Origin of the sequence: Acrocarpospora catenulata, assembly GCF_018476525.1 — a bacterium.
Taxonomy (GTDB): domain Bacteria; phylum Actinomycetota; class Actinomycetes; order Streptosporangiales; family Streptosporangiaceae; genus Acrocarpospora; species Acrocarpospora catenulata.
This window is the reverse complement of record NZ_JAHCST010000005.1, coordinates 39238-64448: the sequence shown is the minus strand read 5'-3', so window position 1 is coordinate 64448 and position 25211 is coordinate 39238. Positions and strand designations below refer to the sequence as shown.

28 protein-coding genes are annotated in these 25211 nt (G+C 71.1%); 12 read left to right on the top strand and 16 right to left on the bottom strand.

Annotated features, from left to right (window positions below; all coding sequences use genetic code 11):
* Positions 1-5 precede the first annotated feature (5 nt).
* Genes KIP79_RS06880 through KIP79_RS06840 form a run of 9 tightly spaced genes read left to right on the top strand, consistent with a single transcriptional unit; the run spans position 6 to position 8721 of the window.
* Positions 6-893 (top strand): aminotransferase class IV, encoded by an 888-nt coding sequence (locus KIP79_RS06880; RefSeq protein ID WP_214103832.1) that lies wholly within the window; start codon positions 6-8, stop codon positions 891-893.
* On the top strand, positions 890-2209 hold the full coding sequence (locus tag KIP79_RS06875; RefSeq protein WP_214103831.1) for a hypothetical protein: 1320 nt from the start codon (positions 890-892) through the stop codon (positions 2207-2209). The genes KIP79_RS06880 and KIP79_RS06875 overlap by 4 nt, the downstream gene beginning before the upstream one ends.
* Positions 2206-3285 (top strand): o-succinylbenzoate synthase, encoded by a 1080-nt coding sequence (menC, locus tag KIP79_RS06870; RefSeq protein ID WP_214103830.1) that lies wholly within the window; start codon positions 2206-2208, stop codon positions 3283-3285. Before KIP79_RS06875 ends, menC begins: the two co-directional genes overlap by 4 nt.
* Before the next feature lie 2 nt (positions 3286-3287).
* Positions 3288-3956, top strand: coding sequence for an RraA family protein (locus tag KIP79_RS06865; protein ID WP_214103829.1), 669 nt, complete (start codon positions 3288-3290; stop codon positions 3954-3956).
* Positions 3956-5413, top strand: a complete 1458-nt coding sequence (locus KIP79_RS06860) for a M81 family metallopeptidase (protein ID WP_214103828.1) — start codon at positions 3956-3958, stop codon at positions 5411-5413. Before KIP79_RS06865 ends, KIP79_RS06860 begins: the two co-directional genes overlap by 1 nt.
* Positions 5410-5985 carry a nitroreductase family protein gene (locus tag KIP79_RS06855; protein ID WP_214103827.1) on the top strand — a complete coding sequence of 192 codons (576 nt, stop codon included), beginning with the start codon at positions 5410-5412 and terminating at the stop codon, positions 5983-5985. Before KIP79_RS06860 ends, KIP79_RS06855 begins: the two co-directional genes overlap by 4 nt.
* Positions 5982-6449 carry a RidA family protein gene (locus KIP79_RS06850; RefSeq protein WP_214103826.1) on the top strand — a complete coding sequence of 156 codons (468 nt, stop codon included), beginning with the start codon at positions 5982-5984 and terminating at the stop codon, positions 6447-6449. The genes KIP79_RS06855 and KIP79_RS06850 overlap by 4 nt, the downstream gene beginning before the upstream one ends.
* Complete coding sequence (locus tag KIP79_RS06845) at positions 6446-7435, top strand: class I SAM-dependent methyltransferase (RefSeq protein ID WP_214103825.1); 990 nt, start codon at positions 6446-6448, stop codon at positions 7433-7435. Before KIP79_RS06850 ends, KIP79_RS06845 begins: the two co-directional genes overlap by 4 nt.
* Complete coding sequence (locus tag KIP79_RS06840; protein ID WP_214103824.1) at positions 7432-8721, top strand: 3-deoxy-7-phosphoheptulonate synthase class II; 1290 nt, start codon at positions 7432-7434, stop codon at positions 8719-8721. Before KIP79_RS06845 ends, KIP79_RS06840 begins: the two co-directional genes overlap by 4 nt.
* Here KIP79_RS06840 and KIP79_RS06835 read toward each other — a convergent pair.
* Positions 8640-9239 carry an ArsR/SmtB family transcription factor gene (locus tag KIP79_RS06835; protein ID WP_214103823.1) on the bottom strand — a complete coding sequence of 200 codons (600 nt, stop codon included), beginning with the start codon at positions 9237-9239 and terminating at the stop codon, positions 8640-8642. The genes KIP79_RS06840 and KIP79_RS06835 overlap by 82 nt on opposite strands.
* 92 nt (positions 9240-9331) lie before the next feature.
* On the opposite strand from KIP79_RS06835, the gene KIP79_RS06830 reads away from it, so the two are divergent.
* Both KIP79_RS06830 and KIP79_RS06825 read left to right on the top strand, forming a co-directional pair.
* The gene (locus KIP79_RS06830; protein ID WP_214103822.1) at positions 9332-10717 is read left to right on the top strand and encodes an MFS transporter; all 1386 of its coding nucleotides are present in this window, start codon (positions 9332-9334) and stop codon (positions 10715-10717) included.
* A gap of 13 nt (positions 10718-10730) precedes the next feature.
* Positions 10731-11774: a sulfotransferase family protein gene (locus tag KIP79_RS06825; protein ID WP_214103821.1), complete on the top strand. Its 1044-nt coding sequence runs from the start codon at positions 10731-10733 to the stop codon at positions 11772-11774.
* Positions 11775-11817: 43 nt separating this feature from the next.
* Here the strand turns inward: KIP79_RS06825 and KIP79_RS06820 are convergent, their stop codons facing one another.
* Genes KIP79_RS06820 through KIP79_RS06810 form a run of 3 tightly spaced genes read right to left on the bottom strand, consistent with a single transcriptional unit; the run spans position 11818 to position 15666 of the window.
* Complete coding sequence (locus tag KIP79_RS06820; RefSeq protein ID WP_214103820.1) at positions 11818-12816, bottom strand: hypothetical protein; 999 nt, start codon at positions 12814-12816, stop codon at positions 11818-11820.
* A 10-nt stretch (positions 12817-12826) separates the two neighbouring features.
* Positions 12827-14638: a GNAT family N-acetyltransferase gene (locus KIP79_RS06815; protein WP_250212833.1), complete on the bottom strand. Its 1812-nt coding sequence runs from the start codon at positions 14636-14638 to the stop codon at positions 12827-12829.
* Positions 14635-15666 (bottom strand): helix-turn-helix domain-containing protein, encoded by a 1032-nt coding sequence (locus KIP79_RS06810; protein WP_214103818.1) that lies wholly within the window; start codon positions 15664-15666, stop codon positions 14635-14637. The genes KIP79_RS06815 and KIP79_RS06810 overlap by 4 nt, the downstream gene beginning before the upstream one ends.
* Before the next feature lie 260 nt (positions 15667-15926).
* On the opposite strand from KIP79_RS06810, the gene KIP79_RS06805 reads away from it, so the two are divergent.
* Positions 15927-16166, top strand: a complete 240-nt coding sequence (locus tag KIP79_RS06805; protein ID WP_214103817.1) for a hypothetical protein — start codon at positions 15927-15929, stop codon at positions 16164-16166.
* 87 nt (positions 16167-16253) lie between these two features.
* Here KIP79_RS06805 and KIP79_RS06800 read toward each other — a convergent pair whose 3' ends face one another.
* The 12 genes from KIP79_RS06800 to KIP79_RS06745 form a co-directional block, all read right to left on the bottom strand.
* On the bottom strand, positions 16254-16559 hold the full coding sequence (locus tag KIP79_RS06800) for a gas vesicle protein K (protein WP_308169605.1): 306 nt from the start codon (positions 16557-16559) through the stop codon (positions 16254-16256).
* A gap of 4 nt (positions 16560-16563) precedes the next feature.
* On the bottom strand, positions 16564-16794 hold the full coding sequence (locus KIP79_RS06795; protein ID WP_214103815.1) for a gas vesicle protein: 231 nt from the start codon (positions 16792-16794) through the stop codon (positions 16564-16566).
* The gene (locus tag KIP79_RS06790) at positions 16784-17581 is read right to left on the bottom strand and encodes a GvpL/GvpF family gas vesicle protein (RefSeq protein WP_214103814.1); all 798 of its coding nucleotides are present in this window, start codon (positions 17579-17581) and stop codon (positions 16784-16786) included. Before KIP79_RS06790 ends, KIP79_RS06795 begins: the two co-directional genes overlap by 11 nt.
* The gene (locus KIP79_RS06785) at positions 17565-17960 is read right to left on the bottom strand and encodes a gas vesicle protein (RefSeq protein ID WP_214103813.1); all 396 of its coding nucleotides are present in this window, start codon (positions 17958-17960) and stop codon (positions 17565-17567) included. Before KIP79_RS06785 ends, KIP79_RS06790 begins: the two co-directional genes overlap by 17 nt.
* Before the next feature lies 1 nt (position 17961).
* Positions 17962-18300, bottom strand: coding sequence for a gas vesicle protein GvpO (gene gvpO / locus KIP79_RS06780; RefSeq protein WP_214103812.1), 339 nt, complete (start codon positions 18298-18300; stop codon positions 17962-17964).
* Between the two features lie 4 nt (positions 18301-18304).
* Entirely contained in the window at positions 18305-18562 is a 258-nt protein-coding gene (locus KIP79_RS06775; RefSeq protein ID WP_214103811.1) for a gas vesicle protein GvpG, read from the bottom strand.
* Positions 18562-19335: a GvpL/GvpF family gas vesicle protein gene (locus tag KIP79_RS06770; RefSeq protein ID WP_214103810.1), complete on the bottom strand. Its 774-nt coding sequence runs from the start codon at positions 19333-19335 to the stop codon at positions 18562-18564. The genes KIP79_RS06775 and KIP79_RS06770 overlap by 1 nt, the downstream gene beginning before the upstream one ends.
* A 1-nt stretch (position 19336) precedes the next feature.
* Entirely contained in the window at positions 19337-19765 is a 429-nt protein-coding gene (gene gvpJ / locus KIP79_RS50370; protein WP_214103809.1) for a gas vesicle protein GvpJ, read from the bottom strand.
* Positions 19766-19801: 36 nt separating this feature from the next.
* A complete protein-coding gene (locus KIP79_RS06760) occupies positions 19802-20086 on the bottom strand; it encodes a hypothetical protein (protein ID WP_214103808.1) in 285 nt (94 codons plus the stop codon).
* A 110-nt stretch (positions 20087-20196) separates the two neighbouring features.
* A complete protein-coding gene (locus tag KIP79_RS06755) occupies positions 20197-21261 on the bottom strand; it encodes a WxL protein peptidoglycan domain-containing protein (protein ID WP_214103807.1) in 1065 nt (354 codons plus the stop codon).
* 68 nt (positions 21262-21329) lie between these two features.
* Positions 21330-21950, bottom strand: coding sequence for a hypothetical protein (locus KIP79_RS06750; RefSeq protein ID WP_214103806.1), 621 nt, complete (start codon positions 21948-21950; stop codon positions 21330-21332).
* Positions 21951-21994: 44 nt separating this feature from the next.
* Complete coding sequence (locus KIP79_RS06745; RefSeq protein ID WP_214103805.1) at positions 21995-25156, bottom strand: OmpL47-type beta-barrel domain-containing protein; 3162 nt, start codon at positions 25154-25156, stop codon at positions 21995-21997.
* Positions 25157-25211: the final 55 nt, after the last annotated feature.

Here is a 25211-nt window from a genome sequence, read left to right as displayed (position 1 = left end):
CGGCCGTGCAGCGAGATCACCGAAGCCAGGTCTTCCACGCCGGCGCGTGGTGCGACGCGGCGGACGCGACCGTGCCGGTGGGCGGCCTCGCCCTCCGGTACGGCGTGTCGGTCTTCGAGGGCGTACGGCTCTACCGCCGGGCCGACCGGTCGGGGGTGCGGCCGTTCCTGCTGGACGCGCACGTCCGCCGGCTCGGCTACTCGCTGGCGCTCAGCCGGATCCCCGACCCCGGCATCGACAAGATCCCGGAACTGGTCGACGACCTCGTGCTGCGCAACGGCATCGACGACGACGCGTACCTGCGGATCGCCGTCAACGCGGTCAACCCCGGCCTGATGGACGCCGAGGTCGAACCGGCGCTCACCATCTCGGCCACCCCGATGGGACGGAAACGCTGGCTGCGCGACGGCGCGTGGGAGGGCATGCGGTTGCAGGTCAGCCTCTGGCAGCGCGCCTGCGACCTGGCCTTCCCGTCGGCCGCCAAGGGCATCCCCAACTACGGCGGGCCGCGGCTGGCGCTGCTGGACGCCAAGGCCGCCGGTTTCGACGGCTGCGTGCTGACCAACGCGGCCGGGCGGCTGTGCGAGGCCCCGACGGCCGCCCTGTTCCTGGTGCGCGACGGCGAGTTGCTGACCCCGGCGCTCACCGAGGGCGTGCTGCCCAGCATCACCCGCCGCTGGGTGCTCGACCGCGCGAGTGCGCTCGGGCTGACGGCGCGCGAGACGGTGCTCGGCCGGATCGACGCCTACCAGGCGGACGAGGCGTTCCTGTGCGGCACCGGGCTGGAGTTCGCCCCGGTCCGGTCCTTCGACGGGCACGCCGTGCGCGCCTGGCCGGACTCCCCCGTCACCCGGGCGCTCGTCGGCCGCTACTTCGAGGAGGTCAGGTCGTGATCCGCTGGGACTCGGCCCTCGCGGCGGCGGCGACCCTGGTCGCCCGCGGCCCCGCCGTCCACCGGGCCATGGCCGAGGTGGTGCGGGAGGCTCCCGCGTACCAGAACAAGCGGTTCCCGCTCTCGCCGCTGCCGCTGACGGTCAGTGAGACGGCGGCGCTGGAGTTCTCCCGGGCGGCGGAGGACTATGTGCGGCTGCTCAACAAGATCGTGCGGCTGTACCAGACGGAGGAGCAGGTCCGGCGGTGGTACCGCCTGGATCCGGCGGCCGAGGCGCTGGTGCTGGCCGACCGGCGGCTGGCGGACCAGGTGCAGGTCTGCCGGCTCGACGGGTATCTGGAGCAGGGCACCGAGCGTCCGTACCTGCTGGAGAACAACGCCGACGCGCCCGCCGGGAGCCTGTTCACCGGGCGGATCAACCAGATCGTGGCGGAGGTGCTCGAGCGGCTCGGCGTGGACCTCGGCCCGGCTTCGCCGCTGACCTACACCTCCGAGCACGCGCTGCTCGACGTGCTCGGGTGGCCCGAGCACGTGGCGATCCTGCAACCGGCCGGGGCGGTGACCCGGGAGAGCAGCGAGATGGCCGCCGCCTTCACCGCCGCGGGCGTGGACGCCTACGTGGCCGACCCGCGCGACCTGCGGGTCACCCGCGGGCGGGTGCACTTCGGCGGGCGGCCCGCCGACGCCTGCTGGAACAAGCTCAACACCGCCCCCTGGCGGGCGCTGACCGCCGACGGCGGGTTCGTCGCGCGCTGGCTCGACGCCGTACAGACGGACTCGTTCACGCACGTCAACCCCTTCGGCGCGCGCTACGTCGCGGAGAGCAAACTGTCGCTGGCCCTGCCGCAGGAGCCGCGCTTCGCCGAACTCTTCTCCGACGAGGAGCGGGCGCTGGTGGCCCGGCTGCTGCCGTGGACGCGCCGCGTCGCCAAGGACGCGCCCGGGGTGGACGGCACCGCCCTGCTGTACGACGACCTGATCGAGCGCCCGCACCGCTACGTGCTCAAGGAGCCCTACGACATCCGCGGCGACGGCGTCACCATCGGCCGGGCCGTCTCCCGGACCGGCTGGGAGGACGCCATCATCGCCGGGCTGTCGGACGGCCACGTCGCCCAGGCCCACATCCCGCCCACGGCCTACCCGACGATCGGTCCTGACCACCCGTCGATCACGGCCATGCCGGTCACCTTCGACACCTACGTGATGCGCGGCCGGGTCCTCGGCTTCGGCTCGAAGGCCGGGCTGAACCCGCGGCTCAACGTGTTCCAGGGCGGCCAGAAGCTGGCCGTGCGCGTGATCGGGGACGTGTCGCCATGAGGCCGGACCGCGTCGTGCTGCGGATGGTGACCGCCAAGCTGAGCCGGCCCTTCGAGAACCGCTGGCAGTCGTTCGAGACGTGGACCAAGGTCCTCGTCCGGGCCGACGCGGACGGGCTCTCCGGCTACGGCGAGTGCACCGCGATGGAAACGCCGTACTACAACTACGAGACCATCGAGACCGCCTGGCACCTGCTGGCACGTTACCTGGCGCCGCTCGTGCTCGACGGGCGGGACATGAGCGTGGTCAGCGGGCACGAGGAGGCGAAGGGCGCGCTGGAGTGCGCGCTCTGGGACCTGCGGGCCCGCCTCGCCGGTCGTCCGCTCTGCGTAGAAATCGGCGGAGCCGTCCGCCCGGTCGAGGCCGCGGCCACGGTCGGCATCGAGCCCTCCCCGGAGGAACTCGTCGCCGCCGTCGGCGCGGCGCGCGACGCCGGGTACCACCGGGTCCGCGTGAAGATCCGCCCCGGGTGGGACCTGGTCCCGGTCCGGGCGGTCCGCGCGGCCTTCCCCGGCCTGCCGCTCATCGCCGACGCCAACGCCGCGTACGGCCCCGGCGACCTGGACCACCTCACCGGCCTGGACGGGCTGGGCCTGCTGGCGATCGAGCAGCCGTTCGGCGCCGGGATGATCGACGAGAGCGCCGCCCTGCGGCGCAGGCTGACCGACACCACCGTCTGCCTGGACGAATCGGTCAAGTCGGCGGCCGATGCGCGACGCGCGCTGCGCGCCGGGGCCTGCGGGATCGTCAACATCAAGATCGGCCGGGTGGGCGGGCTGGCCGAGGCCATCAGGATCCACGACCTCTGCCGCGACCACGGGGTGCCGACCTTCGTCGGCGCCAAGTACGAACTCGGCGTCGGCCGTTGGACCAACCTGGCCCTGGCCACGCTGCCGGGCATGACGCTCGCCGGCGACGTGGGGCCGAGCGCCCGCTACTACGTCGACGACGGCGCCTTCCCGACCGTGGAGTTCGCCGCTCCCGGCTGGGTCGAGCCGCTGGCCGCCCCCGGCATCGGGGCCGAGCCCACCGACGGGGTCGCCGTCACCCGCGAACTAGTCCTCACCAAGGAGTGATCATGTCCCCGTTGAGCAAGCACGGCACCGCGCCGATCAGCGACGCGCTGGACCAGCTCGGCGTGAACGGCGGTCTGCCCGGCCTGGCCCGCGTCTCCGGCCGCGGCGTGGTGAGCGGCCCCGCCTTCACGCTCCGCTTCGAGCAGGTCGAGCCGGGGCAGCCCGGCCCGGCCGCCGACTTCATCGACGACGTGCCCGCGGGGTCGGTCATCGTGATCGCCAACGAGGGCCGCACGCACTGCACGGTCTGGGGGGACATCCTGACCGGCGTCGCGCTGGCCAGGGGCATCGCCGGGACCGTGATCGACGGTTGCTGCCGGGACGTGGACGACACCCGCGAACTGGGCTACTCGGTCTGGAGCCTCGGCGGCTACATGAAGTCCGGCAAGAACCGGGTGCGCCTGGCGGAGGTGCAGGTGCCCGTGGTCGTCGGCGGCGTCCTGATCCGGCCCGGCGACGTGGTGTGCGGCGACGGCTCCGGTGTCGTGGTGGTGCCCGCCGAACTGGCCGCCGACGTGGCGGACCGGGTCGAGCGCATCGCCGCGATGGAGGCCCTGGTCCGCGCCGACCTCGACGAGGGAGTGCCGCTGGCCGAGGCGCGCCGCCGCCGCGGCTACAACGCCGCGGCCCTGCCCACCGCCGCCGACCGGCCGAGCCTGCGGGCCAGCTGATGAAGGCCCTCGTCGGCGGGCTGGTGCACGAGTCGAGCACCTTCGCCGCCCAGGTCACCGGCACGGTCGGCCTCGACGGTTTCGTGGTCGCCGACGGCTCCGCGCTGCTCGCCGCGTTCGAGGGCACCAACACCGTCCCCGGCGGATACCTGGCGGCCTGCGCCGAGCTCGGCGTCCCGGTCGTGCCTCTTCTTCACGCCCGCGCCGAGCCGGCCGGGCCGGTCTCCCCCGAGGCGTACGAGATCCTGGCCGGCCGCCTGCTCGACGCGGCCGAGCAGGCGGCCGCGGGCGATGAGCCGTACGCCGTCCTGCTGGACCTGCACGGGGCGGGGGTGATCGCCCCAGAGGAGTCGCTGGAACTGCGGCTGCTGCGCGAGCTGCGGGCGCGGCTCGGCGGCGTCAGGGTCGCGATCACCCTCGACCTGCACGGCAACCTGGTGGACGAGCTCGCCGACCTGGCCGATGTGATCGTCGGTTTTCACGAGTACCCGCACATCGACATGGCAGAACGGGCCAGGCGGGCGGCTTCCGCGCTGCTGGCGGGCCGGGCGCGGACGCGGATCACGCGGCTGCCGATGGTGCTGCCGCCGTCGCCGACCGACGCCGGGCCCGCCGCCGAACTGCGGGACCTCGCCCGGGCCGCCGAGCGTGCGCCCGGCGTGCTGGCGTGCAGTGTCTTCCACGGCTTCCCGTACGCGGACACGCCGCAGGCGGGATCCTCCGTGGTGACCGTGGGAGCCAGCGCCGACGCCGTCAACGCACGGCTGGCGGCGTGGTTGTGGGACGAGCGCGAGCGCTTCCGTACCGAGCCGGTCACGCCGGAGGACGTGGTGGCGGCCGCCGTGAGCGGGCCGGGGCCGCTGGTCGTCGGCGACGCCTCCGACAACCCGGGCGGCGGCGGCTGCGGAGACGGCACCCACCTGCTGCGGGCCGTGCTGGACGCCGGGCTGCGGGCCTGTTTCGCGACCGTGCACGACCCGGCGGCCGTGCGGGCCGCCATCGCGGCCGGGGTCGGCGCGGAGCTCGACCTCGACCTCGGCGGGCGGCACGGCGTGTTCAGCGGCCCGCCGCTGCGGGTGCGCGCGACGGTTCGCGCGATCACCGACGGCCGGATCGTGCAGCGCAGCATGCGCGCCGGCCAGGAGGCCGACTTCGGGCCCAGCGTGCGCCTCACCGTGGGCCGCGCCGACGTGATCGTCTCCACCAACCGGCTCCAGGTGCTCGACCCGGAGATCCTGCTGCTGCACGGCGTGCGGGTGGCGGACCACGAGCTCGTGGCGGTCAAGTCGGCCCACCACTTCCGGTCCGGCTTCGCCGGGGTGGGCGCCCGCTTCGCGGTCGCCGACACCGCCGGTCTCACCAGCCGCCAGGTCGAGCGCATCCCCCACTCCGGGCCCAGCGCCCGCCTCTGGCCGATGAACCCCGCCGCCCTACCTGAAAGGAGCGCGTACGAGTGAACCCGATCCAGGCCATAGTCAGCCGCCGCAGCGTCGCCCGGCTGACCGCCCCCGCCCCCGCGGACCACGAGCTGATGTTGCTGGTGGAGAAGGCCGCGACCGCCCCCGACCACGGACTGCTGCGGCCGTGGCGGCTCATCGTGATCCGCGGCGAGGCGCGGCGCATCGTCGGCAGCGCGCTGGCCGCCGACACCGGAGACGACCGGGACGCCGGCAAGCCGCTGCGCGCCCCGCTGCTGGTGACCATCGTGTTCCAGCCGCAGGCCGGCCGGAAGGTCGCCGAGTGGGAGCAGCTGGCGGCCACCTCCGCGATGGTGCAGAACCTCAGCCTGCTGCTGCACATCCGCGGCTGGGGCTCCATCTGGCGTACCGGGCCGCATTTGGACAAGCCCGCCATCCGCGAGGCGCTCGGGCTGGCGGAGTCCGAGCGGCTGCTCGGGTGGCTCTACATCGGCACGCCCGAGCCCCACCAGCGGGTCGTGCGCCGCCCGAGCATGGACGTGCGAACCCGGGTGTCCTCGCTCGACGAGACGCTCGACCAGTCGCTCGACCAGTCAGGAGCCCGGTCGTGAGCGCCGAGAAGCGCCTGGCCGAGCTGGGCCTGACCCTGCCCGAGGTGCCGCGCCCGGCCGGCCTCTACCGGTCTGCCAAGCAGTCGGGCGACCTGGTGTTCGTGTCCGGGCACGTGCCCATGAACCTGGATCCTGGTATTCCGGTGATCGGCCATGTGGGCGGGGAGTTGACGCTGGAACAGGGCCAGGAGGCGGCCCGGCTGACCGCGCTGTGCATGCTGGCGAGCCTCCGCGCCGACCTCGGCGACCTGGACCGGATCAGGAGCGTGGTCAAGCTCTTCGGGATGGTCAAGTGCGCCCCCGGGTTCACCCGGACCCCTGATGTGATCAACGGCGCCTCTGCGCTGCTCGCCGAGGTGTTCGGTGACGAAGGCCGGCACGCGCGCTCCGCCATCGGGGTGGCGGAGCTCCCGTTCGGCATGGCCGTGGAAATCGAAATGATCGTCGAAGTGGAGCCGTCATGAGCACGCCGAACATCCGTGAGATCGCGGCCGACCTGGCCGCGGTCGCGGCGCTGATGGAGATCGCGGACAACCTGGGGATATTCCACCTGCTCACGCCGGGCGCGACGGTGTCGGCCGCCGAGCTGGCCGGGGCCGCGGAGCTGCCCGAGCACGGCGTCACCTCGTTCCTGGAGGCGCTGGTCGCGGCCGGGCTGCTGGAGTGGACGGAGTCGCCGCGCCGCTTCCGGGTGAGCGACGACTTCGCCGACCGCACCTACGAGGCGGGGTACCTGTCCTGGTCGCTGGGCGCGAACCGGCCCTTCATCGAGCACGCCGCCGAGTTCCTGCGCGACCCGGTCGGCGCGGCCGCGGCGCACCGCAGGAACGGCCGGCACGTGGCCGTCAGCTCGCGCTGGATCGGGGCGAAGGGCTTCTACCCGGCCGCGATCGACACCATCGTCGCGGTCGCGCCGCGCCGGATCGTCGACCTGGGCGCGGGCGCGGCGGGCCTGCTCATCGACCTGCTCGGCCGGTTGCCCGAGGCGACCGGTGTCGCCCTCGACCTCAGCGGCGACGCCTGCCGGGAGGCCGGACGGCGGGCCGCGGAGGCCGGGCTGGCGGAGCGGCTGGAGGTGGTGGAGCGCTCGGTGGAGTCGCTGGCCCAGGACCCGTCGCCGGTGCGGGGCGCCGACGTCATCCACGCCGGTTTCGTGTTCCACGACGTGATCCAGGACGCCGACGTGTTCGACCTGGTGCTCAAGAACTGCCACGAGGCGATGCGGCCCGGCGGGATCATGGCGATCACCGACGCCGTGCCGTACGCGCCGGACGAGCGGGAGCGGCGGTTCAGCGCGCTCTTCACCTACCTGCACGCCAGCAGCATGGGCGTGCGGCTGCCCAGTGAGGAGGAGTGGCTGGACCGGTTCACGGCCGCCGGGTTCGCCCAGGCCGAGTGCCGCGCCCACCGGTTCCCGACCGGCCGCCTGTTCGTCGCCACGAAATCATGAAGCGCGCGGTCTTCCCGGCGCTCCAGCAGCCCGACTGGCCGGACCGCGACGCGCTCGCCGCGGCCGTCGCCGACCTCGCCGACCTGCCGCCGCTGGTGCCGGCCAAGGAGTGCGACCAGCTGAAGGCGCGGCTCGCCGCGGTGGCCAGGGGCGAGGCGTTCCTGCTCCAGGGCGGCCACTGCGCCGAGACCTTCGCCGACGTCACGGCGGAGGGCGTGCACGCCACGCTGCGCACGCTGCTGCAGATGGCCGTCGTGCTCGTCCACGCCACCGGCCTGCCGGTGGTCAAGGTCGGCCGCCTGGCCGGCCAGTACGGCAAGCCGCGCTCCCTGCCCACCGAGACCAGGAACGGGCTGACGCTGCCGGCCTACCGCGGCGACGCGGTCAACGGGCTGGCGTTCACCGCCGAGGCCCGGGAGCCGGACCCGGCCCGGCTGCTGCGCGCCTACCACGCCGCCGCGACCACGCTGAACCTGGTCCGCGCCTTCACGGCGGCCGGTCACGCCGAGGTGCCCGCGTGCGGCGTCTCGACCGCCGCGTCCAGGGCGGCGGAGTTCTACACCAGCCACGAGGCCCTGCTCCTGGACTACGAGAGCGCCCTCACCCGCAAGGACTCCCGGACCGGGGAGCACTACGGGCTGTCCGGCCACATGTTGTGGATCGGCGAGCGCACCCGGCGGCTGGACGGCGCGCACCTCGAGTTCGCCGCCGGGATCGGCAATCCGATCGGGGTGAAACTCGGCCCGAGCGTCGACTGCGACGAGGCGCTGACCCTGATCGACCGGCTCGACCCGGACCGCGAGCCCGGGCGGCTCACCTTCGTCATCCGGATGGGGGCGGACCGGGTCCGCGACCGGCTCCCCGCCCTCGTCGAGAAGGTCACCGCCTCGGGCGCGCGGGTCGTGTGGGTCTGCGACCCCATGCACGGCAACACCTACCAGGCGGCGTCCGGGCACAAGACCCGCGACTTCGACACCGTGCTGGACGAGGTGCGCGGCTTCTTCGAGGTCCACCACGCCCTCGGCACCCATCCGGGCGGCGTCCACCTGGAGCTCACCGGCGGCCACGTCACCGAGTGCGTCGGCGCCGGCGTACGGGCCGAGGATCTGGGCCGGCGGTACGAGACTGCCTGTGATCCCCGGCTCAACCACACCCAGTCGCTGGAACTGGCGTTCCGGGTGGCCGGGATGGTGCGGCACCGGGATCAGGTGTTCCGCGGCGACCACATCATCAGCAGGAACTCGATCGGGATGCCCTCGGTGCCCTCCGGGTCGTTGAACTCCTGAACCAGCTCGTCCAGGCGCGCGCGGAACTCCACCGCCCGCGCCGGGGGCAGCACGTTGTCGAGCGCGATCACCAGCGGCGCGGGCGTCTCGTCCGCGCCGTTGCCGTCTGTACCCTCCGATGTTCTCTCCTGGCCCAGCCGCCCCGCCATGACGTCGCGCAGCAGGCGGGCCCGGAAGTCGTCGAGCGTGGCCAGGATGGCGGCGGCCAGCTCGTTCTTGTTTCCCGGCTCCGACACCAGTTCGCGGCTGATGCGCAGGCTCAGCTGGGCCGCCTGGTACTGGTACTCGATGATGCCGGAGACCACGCGGGTGCTCGCGACCCTGATGAGATCCACCTTCTCCAGCACCTTGATGTGCCGGTAGAGCCGGGTGGGCGGCTGATCCAGCTCATGGGCGAGTTCCTTGACGCTGAGCGCGGCGCGGGGGTCGCGCATCAGGCAGCGCATGATCGCCAGGCGGAGCGGGTCTGACAGGGCTTTGAGCGTCTCGACGTCGTCGACGTGGCGGATAACGTCCATTTACCAAAAACCTCCTCATTCAGCATTGCGTCAACCATACTCCACAGGGTTACCATTCACGTATGAGTGAACATGTCATAGAGAGTGAACGGATGACCGCCACACCAGGCGTCGCCATGATCGGCTCCATGAGCGACGAGCCTGAGACGCCTTCCCCCGCGCCCGCTGCCACGCATTCGGCCGCGCCCTCCGCCGCGCCCTCCGCCGCGCTCTCGGCCGCAGCCGGGCCCGAGGTCGGACCCGCCGGTGAAACCGAGGCTGTTCCCGTCCCGCTGCGGCGCAACTGGCGGTTCCAGGCGCTCTGGGCCGGGGGGTCTGCCGCCAACGTGGGCGTCGAGGCGGCCGAGGTCGCCTACCCCCTGCTGATCCTCGCGCTGACCGGTTCGCCGGCCCTGGCCGGCCTCTTCGGCTTCATCCAGGTCGGCACCGTGATCCTCGCCGGGTTACCCGCGGGCGTGCTCGTCGACCGCTGGGACCGCCGCCGCGTGCTGCTGGCCGCCGAGATCACCCGTGTGGTCTCCATCGGCTCGATCGCCGCCGCCCTGTACCTGTCCGCGGTCACCGTGCCGCACCTGATCGCCGTCGCGGTCGTGCTCGGCGCCGCCACCGCGTTCGGCGCGCCGGCCCGCATGTTGCTGGTCCGCGCCGTCGTGCCGAACACCCAGCTCACCAGCGCGCTCAGCCAGGAAGAGGCGCGGGGCGCCGCCGCCGCGCTGGCCGGCCCGCCGATCGGGGGCGCCCTGTTCGCGCTCTCCCGGGCCTACCCGTTCGTCACCGCCGCGATCGGCTTCCTGGTCTCCCTGATCACGGTCGCCGTCGCCGCCCCCTCGAACAAGCCGGCCGCCGAGGGTGACCGCGCCGGGGTCTGGTCGGAGGCCCCCAGCGTCTTCGACGGCGTACGCTACCTGCTCGGGCACCGGACGATCCGGGCCGCGCTCGCGATGATCAGCGTTTTCTACTTCAGCGTCACGGCGGCGATCCTCGTGGTCGTGGTCGCGCTCCAGCTGGAGGGCGCCTCCGCCGGGACGATCGGGCTCGCGCTCAGCGGCACGGCGCTCGGCATGCTCGCCGGGTCGGTCCTGGTCCCGCGCCTGCACCGCAAGCTCACCCCCGGCCGGTTCCTGATCGCCTCCTCCACCGTGATGACGGTCGCGGTCGCGCTGCTGGCCCTGCCGTACGGGCCGGTCTGGGTGTGTTTCCTGCTCTTCGTGGCGGCGCTGCCGCTGCCCGCGCTCCGGGTGCTCGTCGACCTGCTGATCTTCCGTCAGACCCCGGACGAGCGGCGCGGCCGGGCCATCGCCGCCACCATGACGATCGTCGGCGTCGGCGCCCCGCTGGGCTCCCTGGCCGGCGGCCTCGCGCTGCAGTTCACCACGGTCGCCGTGACCGTGCTCGGGTTGGCGGCGCTGCAGGCGCTGCTCACCATCGGCGGCCTGTTCGACCGCCATCTGCGTGCCGCCCGCTGGCCGGCCGAGTGAGAAGGGGACGACCATGCTGACCAAGCCGATTTTCATCGTGGGCCACCCGAGGTCCGGCACCAGCCTCGTCCGCAGCCTGCTGGAGCGCAGCGACCAGATCTGGACCATCGGCCGCGAGGGCAAGCCCATCTGGGAGCGCCACCTGCACCCCAGCACCCGTGACTGGCACTCCAACGAACTGACCGCCGCCGACGCCACCCCCGAACTGGCCGCCACCCTGCGGGACGAACTGCTGGCCGCCTGCCGCCGCCCCGGCGTCGAGTGGGCCATGGCCGACAAACTCGACTTCCTGCACTTCATGAGCGCCCAGGGCATCCGGCCCTACTACTACGACGTGCCGTTCGCCGTCCTGAAGGAGCACTTCCCCGAGGTGCCGCCGGAAGGCCCGCCGACCGCCCCCAACGGCGACGAACTCGACGAGATCACCCCGTTCTGCTTCCCGCCCCGCGGCCCCCGCCCGACCGCGGACCAGCTGGCCGACGGCATCCGCCTGGTGGAGAAGAGCATCCAGTCCTGCTTCCGCGTGCCGTTCCTGCGCGAGGTCTTCCCCGACGCCAAGTACGTCTTCGTGGTCCGCGACCCCCGGTCGAGCATCGGCTCCCTGATGGACGCCTGGCTCAACCCCCGCATGTTCTTCTCCTACCGCATGCCGGTCCCGCTCCGCATCGAGGGCTACTCCGACGTCTTCCCCTGGGGCAAGGAATGGTGGAACCTCAGCCTGCCCCCCGGCTGGGAGGACTGGATCGGCCTACGCCTCGAAGAGGTCTGCGCCCTGAGCTGGCTCACCCACAACCAAGCCGTCCTCCAGGCCGCCGAAACCCTCGCCGACGACGCCATCCTCGTCCGCTACGAGGACGTCAAAGCCGACCCCGCCACCACCTTCGCCCACATCGCCGAAACCGTCGACCTCCCCTTCGCCGACGCCTGGCACTCCACCGAACTCCCCATCGTCATGACCCAAACCCGCCCCGACCCCAACAAGTGGTGCCGCCACGAGCCCAAAATCACCTCCGTCCTCCCCCTGATCACCGACCTGTCCACCCGCCTCGGCTACTGACCCGCCCGGCGGGTCGATCGGCGAAAGAAGCGAGCCCGCGGGGTCAGGCCGAGCGGCGGAGGGCGCGGTGGGATTCGGCGAAGGCGTGTTCGGCGGGGATGCCTGAGGGGAGGGTGGCCAGGTGGGTGGACCAGCGGGCGCGGTCGCGTTGCCAGCGGGTCAGGTAGGCCGTGCACAGGTCGGGGGTGATGTGGCGGAGCTGGGTGAGGGCGGCGTACAGGGAGCGGGCCATCGGGAGGCGGCGGGCGTCGGTGCGGCGGGCGACTCGGTGGAGGACGTCCAGGATGAACTCGTGGCGGGCCCGGATGAAGTCGTGCCAGAAGGCGCGGTCGGCGTCCTGGATGGTGGCGCCCTGGTCGATCAGGCAGAACAGGCCTTCGGCGAGCACGTCGCCGAACTCCTCGCCGGCGGCGCGCTGCGGCGAGGAGTAGGGGTCGAACTCCTGCTGGATCGCGATTCCGGTCACCGACAGCGGGCGCAGCGTACGCTCGCCGAGCAGGAAGAACCAGTCCTCGTTGTAGACGGCCGGGAAGAACCCGTCGGTGCGGTCGGCGGCGACGGCCAGGGCGCCCGCGCCCACGAAGGAGTCCTGGGCGCCGCCGTTGTCGCGGTGCGCGTGGCACACGACGGAGTTGTCGTGGAATCCCTCGATCCGCAGGGCGACGCCGTCGTGGTCGTCGAGGAGTCCCGCCGCCCGGCGCAGGTCCTCGGGGTCGGGCACCTCGATGTCGTCGTCGAGGAAGACCACCCGTCGCCAGTCGGCGGCGCGCGCCAGCATGAGGCCGAGGTTGCGTTTGGCGCCGAGGTCGCCGGAGTGGGCCAGCCGGGTTCCGGCGAGCAGTTCGGCGGTCTCGGCCACGGGCAGCGGCAGGACCGGCGGCAGGTCGAGGGCGACGAAATCGACGTCCAGGTCGGTCAGGGCGCGCGCGACGCGGGTGGCGTTCACCTGGGGGCCGCTGCACAGCGCGATCAGCGGGCAGCGCAGATGCCAGGCCAGTTTCGCGGCCCTGGCGATGTAGTCGACCGGCCGGACCGTGGGCACGATGATCGCGTCAACGTCGCGCGGGATCGTCGCGCTGGGCTCCTGAAGGAGTTTCCGATGGGTTCCACCATGACGCGGCCGTGCAACCGCCCTCATCCGGGCCTCCGACTCGTGGGGAGCCTGATTCAGCAGCGTACCCCACTCGCCCCGACTCGGACGGATGAGCCGAAATGGGCTTGATTAGGATCAGGCATTTATCACGATTTCGGACTTCCGTGCCGTCATCTTCATAAACGGTATCGGATGTCTCGATAGGTGATTCCTTCCATTTTTGGAAGCCGTGGCGGGTGTAAAGGGCCATCGCGGCGTGATTGTCCATGCCGACACCCAGCACGACATGATCGTGGCCGCGGCCGATGAGTTCTTGTTCCGCCCGATGCACGAGCGCGGTTCCGAAACCGCGCCTGCGGTGGGCGGGGTGCAACTCCAGGTGGGTGAGGAGCGGGACGCCGGGCAGTTCCTTCCGCAGTTCCTCCTCTTCGGCTTCGGCGAGCCAGACGTAGATGTGACCGATGGCAGTCAGGCCTTGCCAGGCGACCAGCAGGAATCCATGGCCTTCGCGTTGCCGCGTGAGCGCGTGAGCGAAATAGTGCGGCTGCCCGAGCGCCTTCACCAGCGCGGGCAGGTCCTCGTCCGCAGCCCGCTTGATCTTTACGCTGTCGGTCTCCCCCGGGCCGCGAATCTCCGAAACGAACTCTTTTGACGAATCACCCGAACCCGCCCAGCGAGCCTCCTGGCCGGGCCTTCGGGGGCTGACCGGGACCTGGTCGCGCGGGCGAGGCGGAGTGAGCGGTTCGACCTTCCGGGCCAGGACCGCGTCGAGATGGTCGCGCCACAGGTCCCGGTCTTCGGCCCAGGCGTCCAGATAGGCCGTGCACAGATCCGCGTCCACCCGCGACAGCTGCGCACGGGCGGCCTCCAGCGACGACTTCGCCCTCGGCGCGGCCTCCCACGTGGCGCGGCCGAGCCGGGCAAGCACGTCGTCGATGAAGCGTTTCCGCAAGTCCAGGTAGGCCCGCCAGAAACGGGTGCCGGCGCCTTTGACCGTGCGCTCCTCGTCGAGCAACCAGTAGAGACCCTCGCCGAGGACCTCCCCGAACTCCTCGGTCATCGCCCGCACCGGCGAACGATACGGGTCGTACTCGTGCTGGGCCGCCCGCCCGGTCACCGGCAGTTCGGGCAGTTCGCCGTCGCGGAGCAGGAAAAGCCAGTCCTCGTTGTACACCGAAGGGAAGAAAGGGGTGTTCTCCGACACACGCACCGCGAGCGCACCCGCGCCGACGAAACGATCCTGCTCCCCCTCGGTCATCAGGGAGGCATGGCAGACGACCGAATGGTCGGGGAAACCGCCCACGTCCAGCGCGACCCGCTCGAAACGGTCGAGCAGCCCGGTGGCGCGGCGCAGATCGTCCGGGTCGGCCACCTCGATGTCGTCGTCGAGGAAGACGACGTTCCGCCATTCCTCGCGCAGGGCCAGCGCGAGGCCGAGGTTGCGTTTGGCGGCGGTGTCGGCGCGACGGTCCAGGACGTCGTCGCGGAGCAGGCGCGAGGTCGCGAAGGCGTGGCCGTATCCGGCGGGCAGATCGAAGGCCCGCAGACGCACGCCGTCCTCCCGCAGGTCCTTCCGCAGCCGTTCCGCGGAGGTCCAGTCGCCGCTGCACAGGGCGACCAGGCGGCAGTCGAGTTCGCGGGCCAGCCCGGCGGCGGCCCGCAGATAGGCGGCCGGCCGGACCGTCGGCACGATGATCGCGTCCACCTGCCCGGACGGTGGTGCGCCGGGGAGTTCGAGGAGCAGCTTCCGATGCGAGCCGTGGTGTTTCATTGCGGCCACTTGTGCAGGACGGTGCCGGGAACCGTCAGGTCGGGCGTGACCACGGCCGCGTTCTCGACGGCGACCCGGATGATCAGGCTGAACTGCTGCTGCTCCCCGAAATGTTCGTGAACCCATTCGCCGTTGCGGTCCCGGAACCGCTCGTCGGTGAGCATGCGCACCGCGCCGTACACGCCACGCGCGAACATGCCGTTGCACAACGTGATGGTCCGCTTGCGGTTGTACGGATTCGGCCCTCGATAAAAATGCGCCACATCCTCGACGAGCCGCTGATCGACCACCACGGGATGATGCCGCTCCCCGTTCACATCGAAGTACGGCCCGTTCTCGCCACCCCAGTCGTTCACCTGCCGGACCGGCAGATCCTCCAGCCGCCCCAGGGCATTGCGCATCTCGACGTTCCAGTCGACCCCGCCCAGCATGACCAGATGCCCGGTGAAGTCGTCCGACACCAGCGTCCCTGTCTTCCTGAGGTGAACCAGGCTGGCCGGATTCATCGCCCGGATGTGCCCGTGCAGCTCGAACAACGCGTCCAGATCGGCGTAGGTGTACAACTGCACGTAGTCCGGATCGTACTTATCCGTGTACGGCATCCGCTGCCGCATCTCCTCCGGCAACTCCGCGCACACGATGGTGATGACCTTCTCATCGTCGAACCGCCACAGATCCCCGTCCCTACGGGGCTCGGGAACGGCCGGCGAATGCCCCATCGCCTTGGCCCGTAACGAGGCCAGCTCCCCCAGCAGCTCGGTACGCCGGTCCTCCTGCTCCTCCGACAGCTCACCCACGTCCGGCAGCCGCAACCCCGTGCCCGGACGCGCGGCGAAGAACAACGCGTACGACTCCAGCCGCGCCATCGGCGGCAGTTTCGGCTTCGTCCGGGACTCCCAGGACGAGATGAGCGGCACGCTGAGCCGCCCCAGCGCCTCGGCCAGCTGAGGCTGCGTGATCTGCTCCGCTTCCCGCAGGGCGCGCAGGCGGCGTGCCAGGGCGAGCGCGGCATCCTCCGTCCGGTCCACCTGCCACCTCTTCAGCTGAAGTTCAGAAATCCCGTTTATGCACGTCGACGCATATCCGCCAAGCTTAGGCGCCATCGTAGACCCACAAGCCCGGCACCGTCGCGTTACTACATCACAGAACGGGCAATCATAAGTAAAGAACGACGCACCTTAACTGAACTTCAGTTAAGACATCGGCGGGACCCCGCGTCGACTCCACCGAGCACGGGGCCCACCTCCTCGCAAGTGGTCCATCAGCGCATCACACTTCGGGATCCACCATGCTCACTTTAACGCTTCACCCCCTGGGCGCCGCCGCCGAAACCTTGACGGCCCGCGCCGAATCGTCCCCTCTACTCCTCATCGTCGTGGTGTTCCTGCTGTTCGCCGCACTCGGGCGAGCCCGCCAGGCACTGGAGATCCTGCGCCCCCTCTGGAACGCCCTGGTCGCCCTCGTGATGTTCTTCGGGGCGATCGCCCTGACCGTCGCGGTCCTCTTCATGTCCCTGACGACGGGTTAACTGAACTTCGTCAGCGAGATGTACGTCTCCAGCGGCTCGTCGATCGCCTCACCATCGAGAAAGCGGGTCAGCAGGCGTAGACGCGCCTCAGTCCTCCGGGAGGAGTGTTCCGAGGGGGCCGAGGTCGAGGTTCAGGTCGGATGGGGAGAGGCCGAAGCGGTCGCATACCTCCGTCATGGCCTCCTCCAGTCGCATCAAGGTCAGGCCGAGTACCTCGATCTGCTCGTCGGACAGGTCTTGTTGCTCCATTCGCCGTACGCACTGGCGCTCCACCAGTTGGCGGACGAGTTCGACGAGGGTGAGCACCAGGCGGGAGAGGTCACGCTCCATCGCCTCGGAATCGGTTTGAAGGCGCAGTCTGGTGGTGCGCGCTGGTTGGCCGCTTTCTGTCACGGTCTCACCTCCTGGTGCGCTCGTCGCTCGGCGCTTCGCATTCGCGTACGGACATGATCAACGTGCGGATGGAGATCCGTACGAGATCGATGTCGGCGATGGAGAGGACCAGGTCGCCGCTCACTACCACGCCGCCGGCCAGCAACCGGTCCAGGAGGTCGACGAGGGCCACCCGTTCGGATGGCAGGCGGCCCTCTCTGGCCAGTGCGGCTCCTCGCGGGTTTTCAAGCGTCACCGAGCACCTCCGGCCGGGAGTCGGCGAGGTCGGTGAAGGAGTAGGGCGCCCAGGGGCCGGTGAGTTCGACGTCGACGCCCTGGCCGCGCAGCTCTTCGACCACGCGGGCGAACTCCTCGCGACGGTCGCGCTCGACGAGGTACGCCCCGTTGAGGATCATCAGCTCCTTGCGGCCGGACAACTGGGGGTCCTGTGCGCGGTGCCGTCGGCTGGCGACGGCGAAGGACGACAGGGTGTCGTGGATCTGTTCCGCGCGTGCGGCGGCCTGGCGCCACGCCTCCTCGCGACCGCGCAGGCTCGTCTGGCGCCGCCGGAGGTAAGCCGTTCCGGGACCGCCCGATCCGGGCGGTCCCGGAGCGGTGGCCGGAGAGGGCGCCGTCAGGTCGACATAGGCCTTCACGCCCCATTCCTCCCGGTCGGCGATGCGGGTGAGCACCTCCATGAAGTCGTCGTGCCGTCGGCTCAGGAGGTCCCTGATCTGCTCGTCGCCGCTGTACACGGTGACGAGCCGGACCGGCGCGGTGGGCAGGTGCTCCGCGACCACCTCCACGACGTGATGGTGTGCGCCGGCGGTCTCGCCCAGCCAGTCGAGGTCCTCCATGGACTTGCGCAGGGGCTCCGCGCCGAACTGCTCCAGCGGAACGGTGCTGACGTAGGCGAGGAGTCCGGCGTTCGCGATGGTACGGACCCTCGTGCCGGCGACGCCGAGCAGACCTTCGGGGCAGGGCGGCGGGGTGTCGCGGGTGACCGCGTAGAGGTAGGTCCCGGTATCAGTCACGGTGATCATCCGATCGTCCGCGCTCCAGGGGTCGGCCTTCCTCGAATGCGGACTCCAGAGGCCGGCCCTCCTCCAGGGCGGACAGCCGCGCGCGAAGTCTGCGGTTCTCCTCCAGCAACCCGCGGTTGTCCCCCGTGAGCCACGGGTCGTGCTCCCACCAGTCGATGCCCATCTCCCTGGCCGTGTCGACCGAGGCGATCACCAGGCGCAGCTTGATCGTGAGTAGCTCGATGTCGAGGAGGTTCACTCGGATGTCTCCCGCGATCACCACGCCTCTGTCGAGCACCCTCTCCAGGATGTCGCCGAGGTTGGCGGGCTCGTGGCGGCCCGCCACGGCGGGCGGGGCGGTATGACGTACGGCAGGCGCGAAGCGTGAGCCTTCCGTCATGTCATGACCTCCCATACGAGATGTCGCCGCTGCCTCGCCGGTAGCGTGCCCTCCTCCGGTAGGCGAGGAGGTTGCCTTCCAGGTCGAGGTCGGCCTCGTAGAGCGCCAGGATGTCGCCGGAGGAGGGGATGCGGCGGTCCTCGACGACCTCGACGACCACCACCCAGCCGCCTTCCGCCGGTTCCACCAGAGTGACGCCCTCCGTCTCTTTCGCGGTCAGATCGGCGATGTGCCGTAGCCCGGCCTCGCTCGCGGTCACGGCCGTCAGGTCGCCGCGCCGCGGGGGAGGCCGGAAGTCCTGGTCCTCGACGGGACGTACGATCCTGCGCTTGGCAGGCATGGGGTCACCTCCTCTCCGTGTCCTCCGGCAGGTCGGCGTGTTGACCGGCCATCCGTCGCAGGACCAGGTCCATGGCCTCGGCCGCCTCCTCCTCGGAGAGCCTGCCCGCGGCCCTCGCCTCGTCGATCTCCTCCAGCTCACGCCTGGCCACCGCCGGGTCGTGGAGGCGGCGGTCGGCCTCGTCGCGCAGCAGTTCCCCAAGGCGGATCACGCCTTTGAGCGGCGCCAGCGGGAACCCCAGGATGGAGGTGAGAAGTCCCATCACCCGGCGCCCTGCTCCTGCGACACGACGAAGTCGTACGGCGCCATCGGCCCGAGCAGCCGCAGTTTGACCCGCTCCACCCATTCCTGCCCGATCTTCTCCACGAGTTGCTCCAGCTCGTCCTGCCGGTCGGTCTCGACGAGAAGGGCCAGGTGGACGGCGTCCAGCTCATGCGATGGCGGGCGGACCGCCGTCATGACGCTGACCGGCTCGACGCCTTGCCAGAGCGCCGCCGTGTCCGCTTCCCGCTTGGCCATGACCGATTCGTTGATCGTTTCGCCGAGCTCGATGCGGAGGGTCCGCGCGGCGTCCTCGGGCAGGTCGCGGATCTCCTCTCGCAGGCGCGCGGCTTCGGGGTTGTCCCTGAGGATCTCTTCGAGGACCACCTCCTCCACGTAACGCCCTTTGATCACGTACTGGGCGCATCCCTCCAGCTCCGTGAGGGCGTCGTCGAACTCGTCGTGGTACGGGGCCAGGAATTCCTCGACCACCGCGTCGCTGGTCGCCAGCACGGCGCCGAAGCGGATCGGAAGCACCGGCACCTCCGCGGCGGCGGTCGCGTCGAGGAGGTGCTCGTGCGCGAAAAGGTCCTGGGGCGTACCTAGTCGGCGACCGAGGTCGATGTCGCTCACCAGGGCGGCGATCTTGCCGTGCCGCACCGGCCGTACCCGCGCGGGCGGGTCTCCCACGCCCGTGGTCTCGGGGTCGACCTCGACGTCCGCGGGCACGACGCCGTAGATGTAGCATCCGAGACTCTGAGCGGGCCGACCCATGTCAGTCTTCCTCCTGCCGGCCCGTGCGGGGTGCCGCGTGTTCGGGCCGGTCGAGGTCATCGGCGAAGTCGCGCAGCCGCTCACCGGCCGCTTCCAGCGAGCCTCGGGCGCCGCCCTTGCCCCGCTCAAGCTGTACCGCCTCCGGCGTGCCCCGGTCCTGCGTCACGGTCTCCACGATCTCCGGGAGCCCGGGCTTCCTGGACTTCGCGAGGTCCAGCCGGTCCGTCGCCTCGGCGAAGCGGAGATAGGTGTCCACGCTGGCCACGACGATCCGCGCGTCGATGCTCAGGAGTTCTATGCCGATCAGCGAGACGCTGACGTAGGCGTCGATGACGAGTCCCTTGTCCAGGATCGTGTCGATGACGTCGGCGAGGCTGGTCCCGGACGGGAGGTTGCTGACTCCGCCACCTCCCACAGGCTGAACCGTCATGCGTTGCCCCTCATCGGTTGTCGTTCCACCGGCCCGTCACCGCGTACGCGTGCCCGCCGCGCTCCAGCGCCGCACTGGCCGTTCGACGCCCGCTCTCTCCGGTCGCTCTCGGGCGACGACGGGCTCCGGGGCTTCCTCTTCTTTCTCGGGCTGCTTCTCCCCCTGCTCCGCGGCTGTCGCGGCCATCGCGATGACCTTCTCCACGGAGAGCAGGGCCCGCTCGGCGAGAGCCTGAACGAGATTCCGCAGCTCCTGAATGAGCCGATCAGTCGGCAGGACCAGACCGGCCTTCGCTACGAGCGGAACCTTCGGTGCGGCCATCGCGCTCACCCCTTCGCCCTGGTGACCGAGATCCCCTATCCCCGAAAACCGGATAAATGCACACATAACCGCAAATAATGGACAAACTTGGTGCTGGCGGCTGAGTCGCGCTAAGCCATCCAGTCCGTCCTCGACCTGCCGACGCCGGCTTCCTGGCCCTCTGCCCGGCCTTCGTCGCGGGCGCGGGCGAGTAGGTCCGCGAGCCGCCGCCGGCGTCGCCGCGTGATGACCCGGTAGACGAGGACGAGGGCCGCGAGGATCGCGACGAGGATCAGTTGCGGCCAGGGCAGGGCCCAGACCGTCACGGTGGCCGAGGTGCGCTCGATCATGGCGCCGGCCGGGCCGCCGGATTGGACGGCAGGGGACACGGTGATGCTCGTGCTGAGCGGTCCCAACGCCCAGACTCCCGGGATGCGGGCCTCGACCTCCCGGCTGTCGCCCGGGAATATCTCCTCGACGTCGGCCTTGGCGTCCTGTTCGGCCAGGCCGAACAGTTCGGCGACGGTCACCTTGCCGCTGCCGGTCACGGCGACGTTGCCGTCGTTACTGGCGGTGTAGGTGACGGTGACGGTGCCGGCGGAGAAAGGGTTCCACGACTGCCGGTACGTGGCGGTGAGGCCGCTGACCGCGACCGCCGCCCTGACCGTGCCGCTGGCCCGCATCATGACCCGGAAACCCACCCGGCTCTCGACGGCGACGGTGCCCTGCTTGCTGGTGACGGTGGCCGCGATGCCGGCCGGATGGTCGCCCGGCGTGGCGTCCGAGGGCACGGTGATGGTGAACGGCACCACCTTCGTCTCCTTGGGCCCGACCCTGATCTCGTTCTGGACCTGGATCCAGGTGCCCCCGTCCACCGAGGGGCGGTCGGACTGGAGCATGTTGAAGCGCCCCTTGTCGGTGAGGTACCCGTCGGCCGCCTTCAGCGAGAAGACGGCGGCGCCGTCGCTGAAATTCCGCACGGCCAGGTGCTCGGTCACCGTCTGTCCCGGGTCGAGCGTGAGCTCCACCCAGCGGCGGCCGTCCGGGCCCTGCGCGCCGGCCGGCTGGACCGACCAGGTGAGCGTGGGTTTGGCCGGTTCCGCCACGGCGCCGGCGGGCGCGATCGGCACGGCGAGGAGCACCGCGACCAGTACGGCGAACAGCCGCGGCAACGCCTTCGGCAAGGTTCGGATCATGGCGAGGTCCTTCGAGACATAGGGGGTGTGGCGGGGGGCCGCGTCGCCGCGACCCCCCACCCGTGCGTTTACTCGAACAGCGACAGGGTCAGCGTCGAGGCGTAGGCGCCCGCGGCGACGTTCGCCGGGGTGCGCAGGAACAGGTTGGCGTTGACGGCGTACGCGCCGCCGGTGACGGTGCCGGAGTCGAACGTCGAGACCAGCAGTTCCTGGTCGACCAGACCGACGTTGTTGCCGGGCTGGGTCGGCTGGTCCAGGACGGTCACGACCTCCTCACCTTCGGAGACCAGGCCGGTGCCGCCGCCGTCGATCAGGTGCGGCTTCCAGCCGAGGTGGCCGGCGCTGATGGGCGCCTGGCCGCTGCTGCCGACGAAGTCGGTGGCGTTGCCCAGCACGGCCCACGCCGCGCCGCCGGGAATCTCCTCCAGCGTGCGGGTGTCGGTGACCGTCACCGTCGGCAGGGTGCCGACGAACTGGCGGACCTCCAGGGTCGAGCCGTCCTCGGACAGCGCGACGGAGTCGGCGGCGATGGACATGGCCAGCACGCCCGGCTCCCGGATCGGCTCGATGTCGACCGTCACCTGAAGGCTGCTGCTGTCGCCGGGGTCGGCCAGGGCCGGCGCCTGCAGCGCCACCGCCGCGGCCAGTACGGCGCCTGCCGCGACCAGCCACTTCGGATTCGTACTCATGCGATGCTCCCTTGTCGGGTTGGGGTTGATGGGGAAGGAGGGAATCAGGAGCAGGTGACGGCGGGGTGTTCCGCGGTGTAGGCGGTGGTCACCTGCTTGCCGTCCACAGTCCCGGTGGCGCGGACGGTCACCGAGCCCGCCGTGACTGCGGCCGCCCGGGTGGCGAACGACTGGTAGGCGTTGGCACCCGGCGCGACGTCGGCGAAGGACCGCTCGCCGTACGGGGTCTCCAGGGAGATGTTCACCGCCGACCCGTGGTCGTTCCGCGCCTGTACGGCGAGGAAGACCTTGCCGCCGATGCACCGCGGCTGGTCGGTGACCGTGACGGGCACCACGGCCGGCTTGGTGCCCGGGTCGTCGGCGAAGACCCGCCATTCCGTGATCGCGACCGCGGAGTAGGTGGTGCCGTTGCCGTTGGCCCGGATCGTGGCCCGCACCCGGGGGGTGGTGACCGGGGTGAAGGTGACGTTGTTGAACGCGGTCGTGCTGGTGCCGTAGGCGGACGCGCCGGGCACGTCGCGCCAGGCCGCGGCGGCCTCGTCCCAGTACTGCAGCACCCAGCCGTCGGGCTCGGCGACGCCGTCGCCGGTGCCGCGGTTGGAGTCCCGCCAGAACTTCAGCTCGGTCCCGGTGATCCGCACGGGGCGCGACCAGTCGTACTGGACCCACTGGGTCGCCGGGCGGCTGCCGGACCAGGTGCCCCAGATCTGCGCCTGGGCCGGGCTCGCCGGGTCGGCGTTGTCGTTGAGGGCGGTGATGCTGTTCCAGCTCGCCGTGTACGAGGCGGTCGGGGTCGCGATGGGCCCGATGTTGCCGGTGAGCGGCCCGGACAGGTCGGCCGGGATGGTGACCGTCTTGGCGGTCTCCAGGTTCCCCGCCTGGTCGAGCGCCCGGAAGGACACGGTGTGCCGGTTGGAGTCGGGCGCCGCGATGGCGCCGGTGTAGGCGGTCCAGGCACCCGTGTCGATGGCGTACTCGATACCGGCGACCCCGGAGGTCGCGTCGGTCGCGGTCACCGTGACCTGCCGGGTGGTGCTGTTCAGGGTGCCGGTGCTGACCGGTGCCGTGGCGTCGATGCGTACGGCGAGGTCGGCGGGCGCCGAGGTGTTGCCCGCGCGGTCGGTCGCGGTCGCGGTGACGGTGTGCTGGCCGTCCCCGGAGACGTTGACGTCGACCTGCCGGACGTTGGCGGTGGCGGTCGGCTGGCCGTTGTCGACCCGCGACTCGATGGTCATCCGGCCGCCGCGGTCGTCGACGCCGGCGATGCGCACCCGTACGGCCGACCGGAACCAGCCGGCGCTGCCCGCGCTGCCGCTGGGGGTGAGCGTTAACATCGGCGGTGTCACGTCGCCCGCGGTGTCGTCCGGCGAGATGACGGTGACCTGCGTGGAGACGCGACCGGCGGCGTACCCGAGCACGGTGCCCTGGAGGGTGAACGTGCCGGGCTGCGCGACCTGCTCCCCGGTCAGCGGGTCCCAGTAGACCGGGATCTGCAGGGTCTCGCCGCCGAACGACACGGGGACGGTGCCGGGCAGTTCCTGCTCGCCCACTTCGACCGTGATCGCCGCCGGCGTGACGGACTGCGGCTGCGCGGCGAGGATCTTCCACTCCTCGACCGCCACCGCCGAGTAGGTGCTGCCGTTGGTGGACGCGTCGAATATCGCGCGGACCTGGGTGGTGGTGACCGGGTCGAAGTTGGTGTTCTGGAAGCCCGACGTGCTGGTCGGGTAGCCGGTCGGGTTCGGCACGTCGGCCCACTGGCCGGTGCCGAGGTTCCAGTACTGGATGCGCCAGCGGGCGGGTGCGGCCACGCCGATGCCGGTGCCCTGCGCCTGGTCGTTCCAGAAGTCGATCTGCGAACCGGAGATCCGCATCGGCTGGTCCCAGGTGTACTGCACCCACTGCTGGGCCGGGTTGTTGCCGGTCCAGGTCCCCCACATGTCGGGCGGCAGCGGGTTGGACCGGACGATCTCGTCGTTGAGCGCCTTCACCCAGTACTGGGTGGGCACGGGCTCGTTGGAGACGGTGACCTTCGCCTCCTGCGCGATGTTCGCCCGGGGCGTCAGGTCGCGTCCCTTGACGGGCGTCGGCGTGACGAGCTTCATCCGCGGCGGGGTCTGCGTGTCGTCCCACTCGACCCGGTCGATCGCCACCGAACGGCGGAAGTGACCGCCGCCCACGGCGTCGGCGGTGTGGTAGGCGAGGTACCACTTGCCGTTGAACTCCACGATGCCCGGGTGGCTGGTCGTCGAGGAGACCGGCCGGAGCATGGTGCCCCGGTAGGTCCACGGCCCTTCCGGCGAGGAGGCCGTCGCGTAGGCGATGCAGGCGTGGTAGTTCGCCGGGGTGCACGCTGAGGTCGGGCCCGCGTTGTTCCCGGCGTACGCCATGTAGTAGGTGCTGCCGCGCTTGAAGACCCAGGGCGCCTCGAAGAAACCGGTCAGGCCGGTGATGGAACGCTGGGTGCCGATCGGGGTCTTCATGTCCTGCTGGTACTCGAGCATCCGCAGGTTGCCGAAGGTGCCCCACCAGACGAACACCCGCTGGTTGGGGGCCTGGCCGTCGATGAGGATGGTCGGGTCGATGTTCTGGATGGTGTTCGTCGTGGGCACGCGCTGGGAGATCAGCGGCCCGCCCACGTAGTCGGTCCACGGACCGGTCGGCGAGGTCGCGACGGCCAGTCCGATGGCGAACTTGTCGGACGCCGGGCTGTTGCGCTCGCTGACCGGGAGGTACCAGTAGTAGCGGCCGTCCACGCCCTGGATCATCTGGCCCGCGTACGCGCGGCCCGCCGTCGCCCAGGAGAAGACCTGCTCCGGGCGCGTCAGCGACGGGTAGTGGGCCCACTGGCCGGCTTCGACGTCCGTGGTCCGGAACGCGCCCCACTCGTTCATGATGAAGTCGTTCTGGGACGGTCCGGCCTGGTCGTGGCCGGTGTAGAGGTAGAGCTCGTCCTTGCCGCTCTCGTTGCCGGGAGCGCCGGCCGGTACGACGACCGGGGCCGGGTCGGCCGAGTAGTAGCTGCCGTCGCCGAGGATGGGGTTACGGGTGTTGGTGAAGATGTTGGGGTCGGCGGCGTAGGCCGGCGTGGGGAGCGCGACCAGGCCGCCGGCGAGGAGACTGGCGACCGCCGCCGCGGCGGTCCTGCGTAACCGGCGCGAGCGCGTGGGGGTGACGGGGCGGTGGCGCCCCATGGCGATGTTCACGGTGGTGCTTTCCTCACTGTCAGGGGAAGGTGGCGGCGCCGGTCGGGCGCCGCCA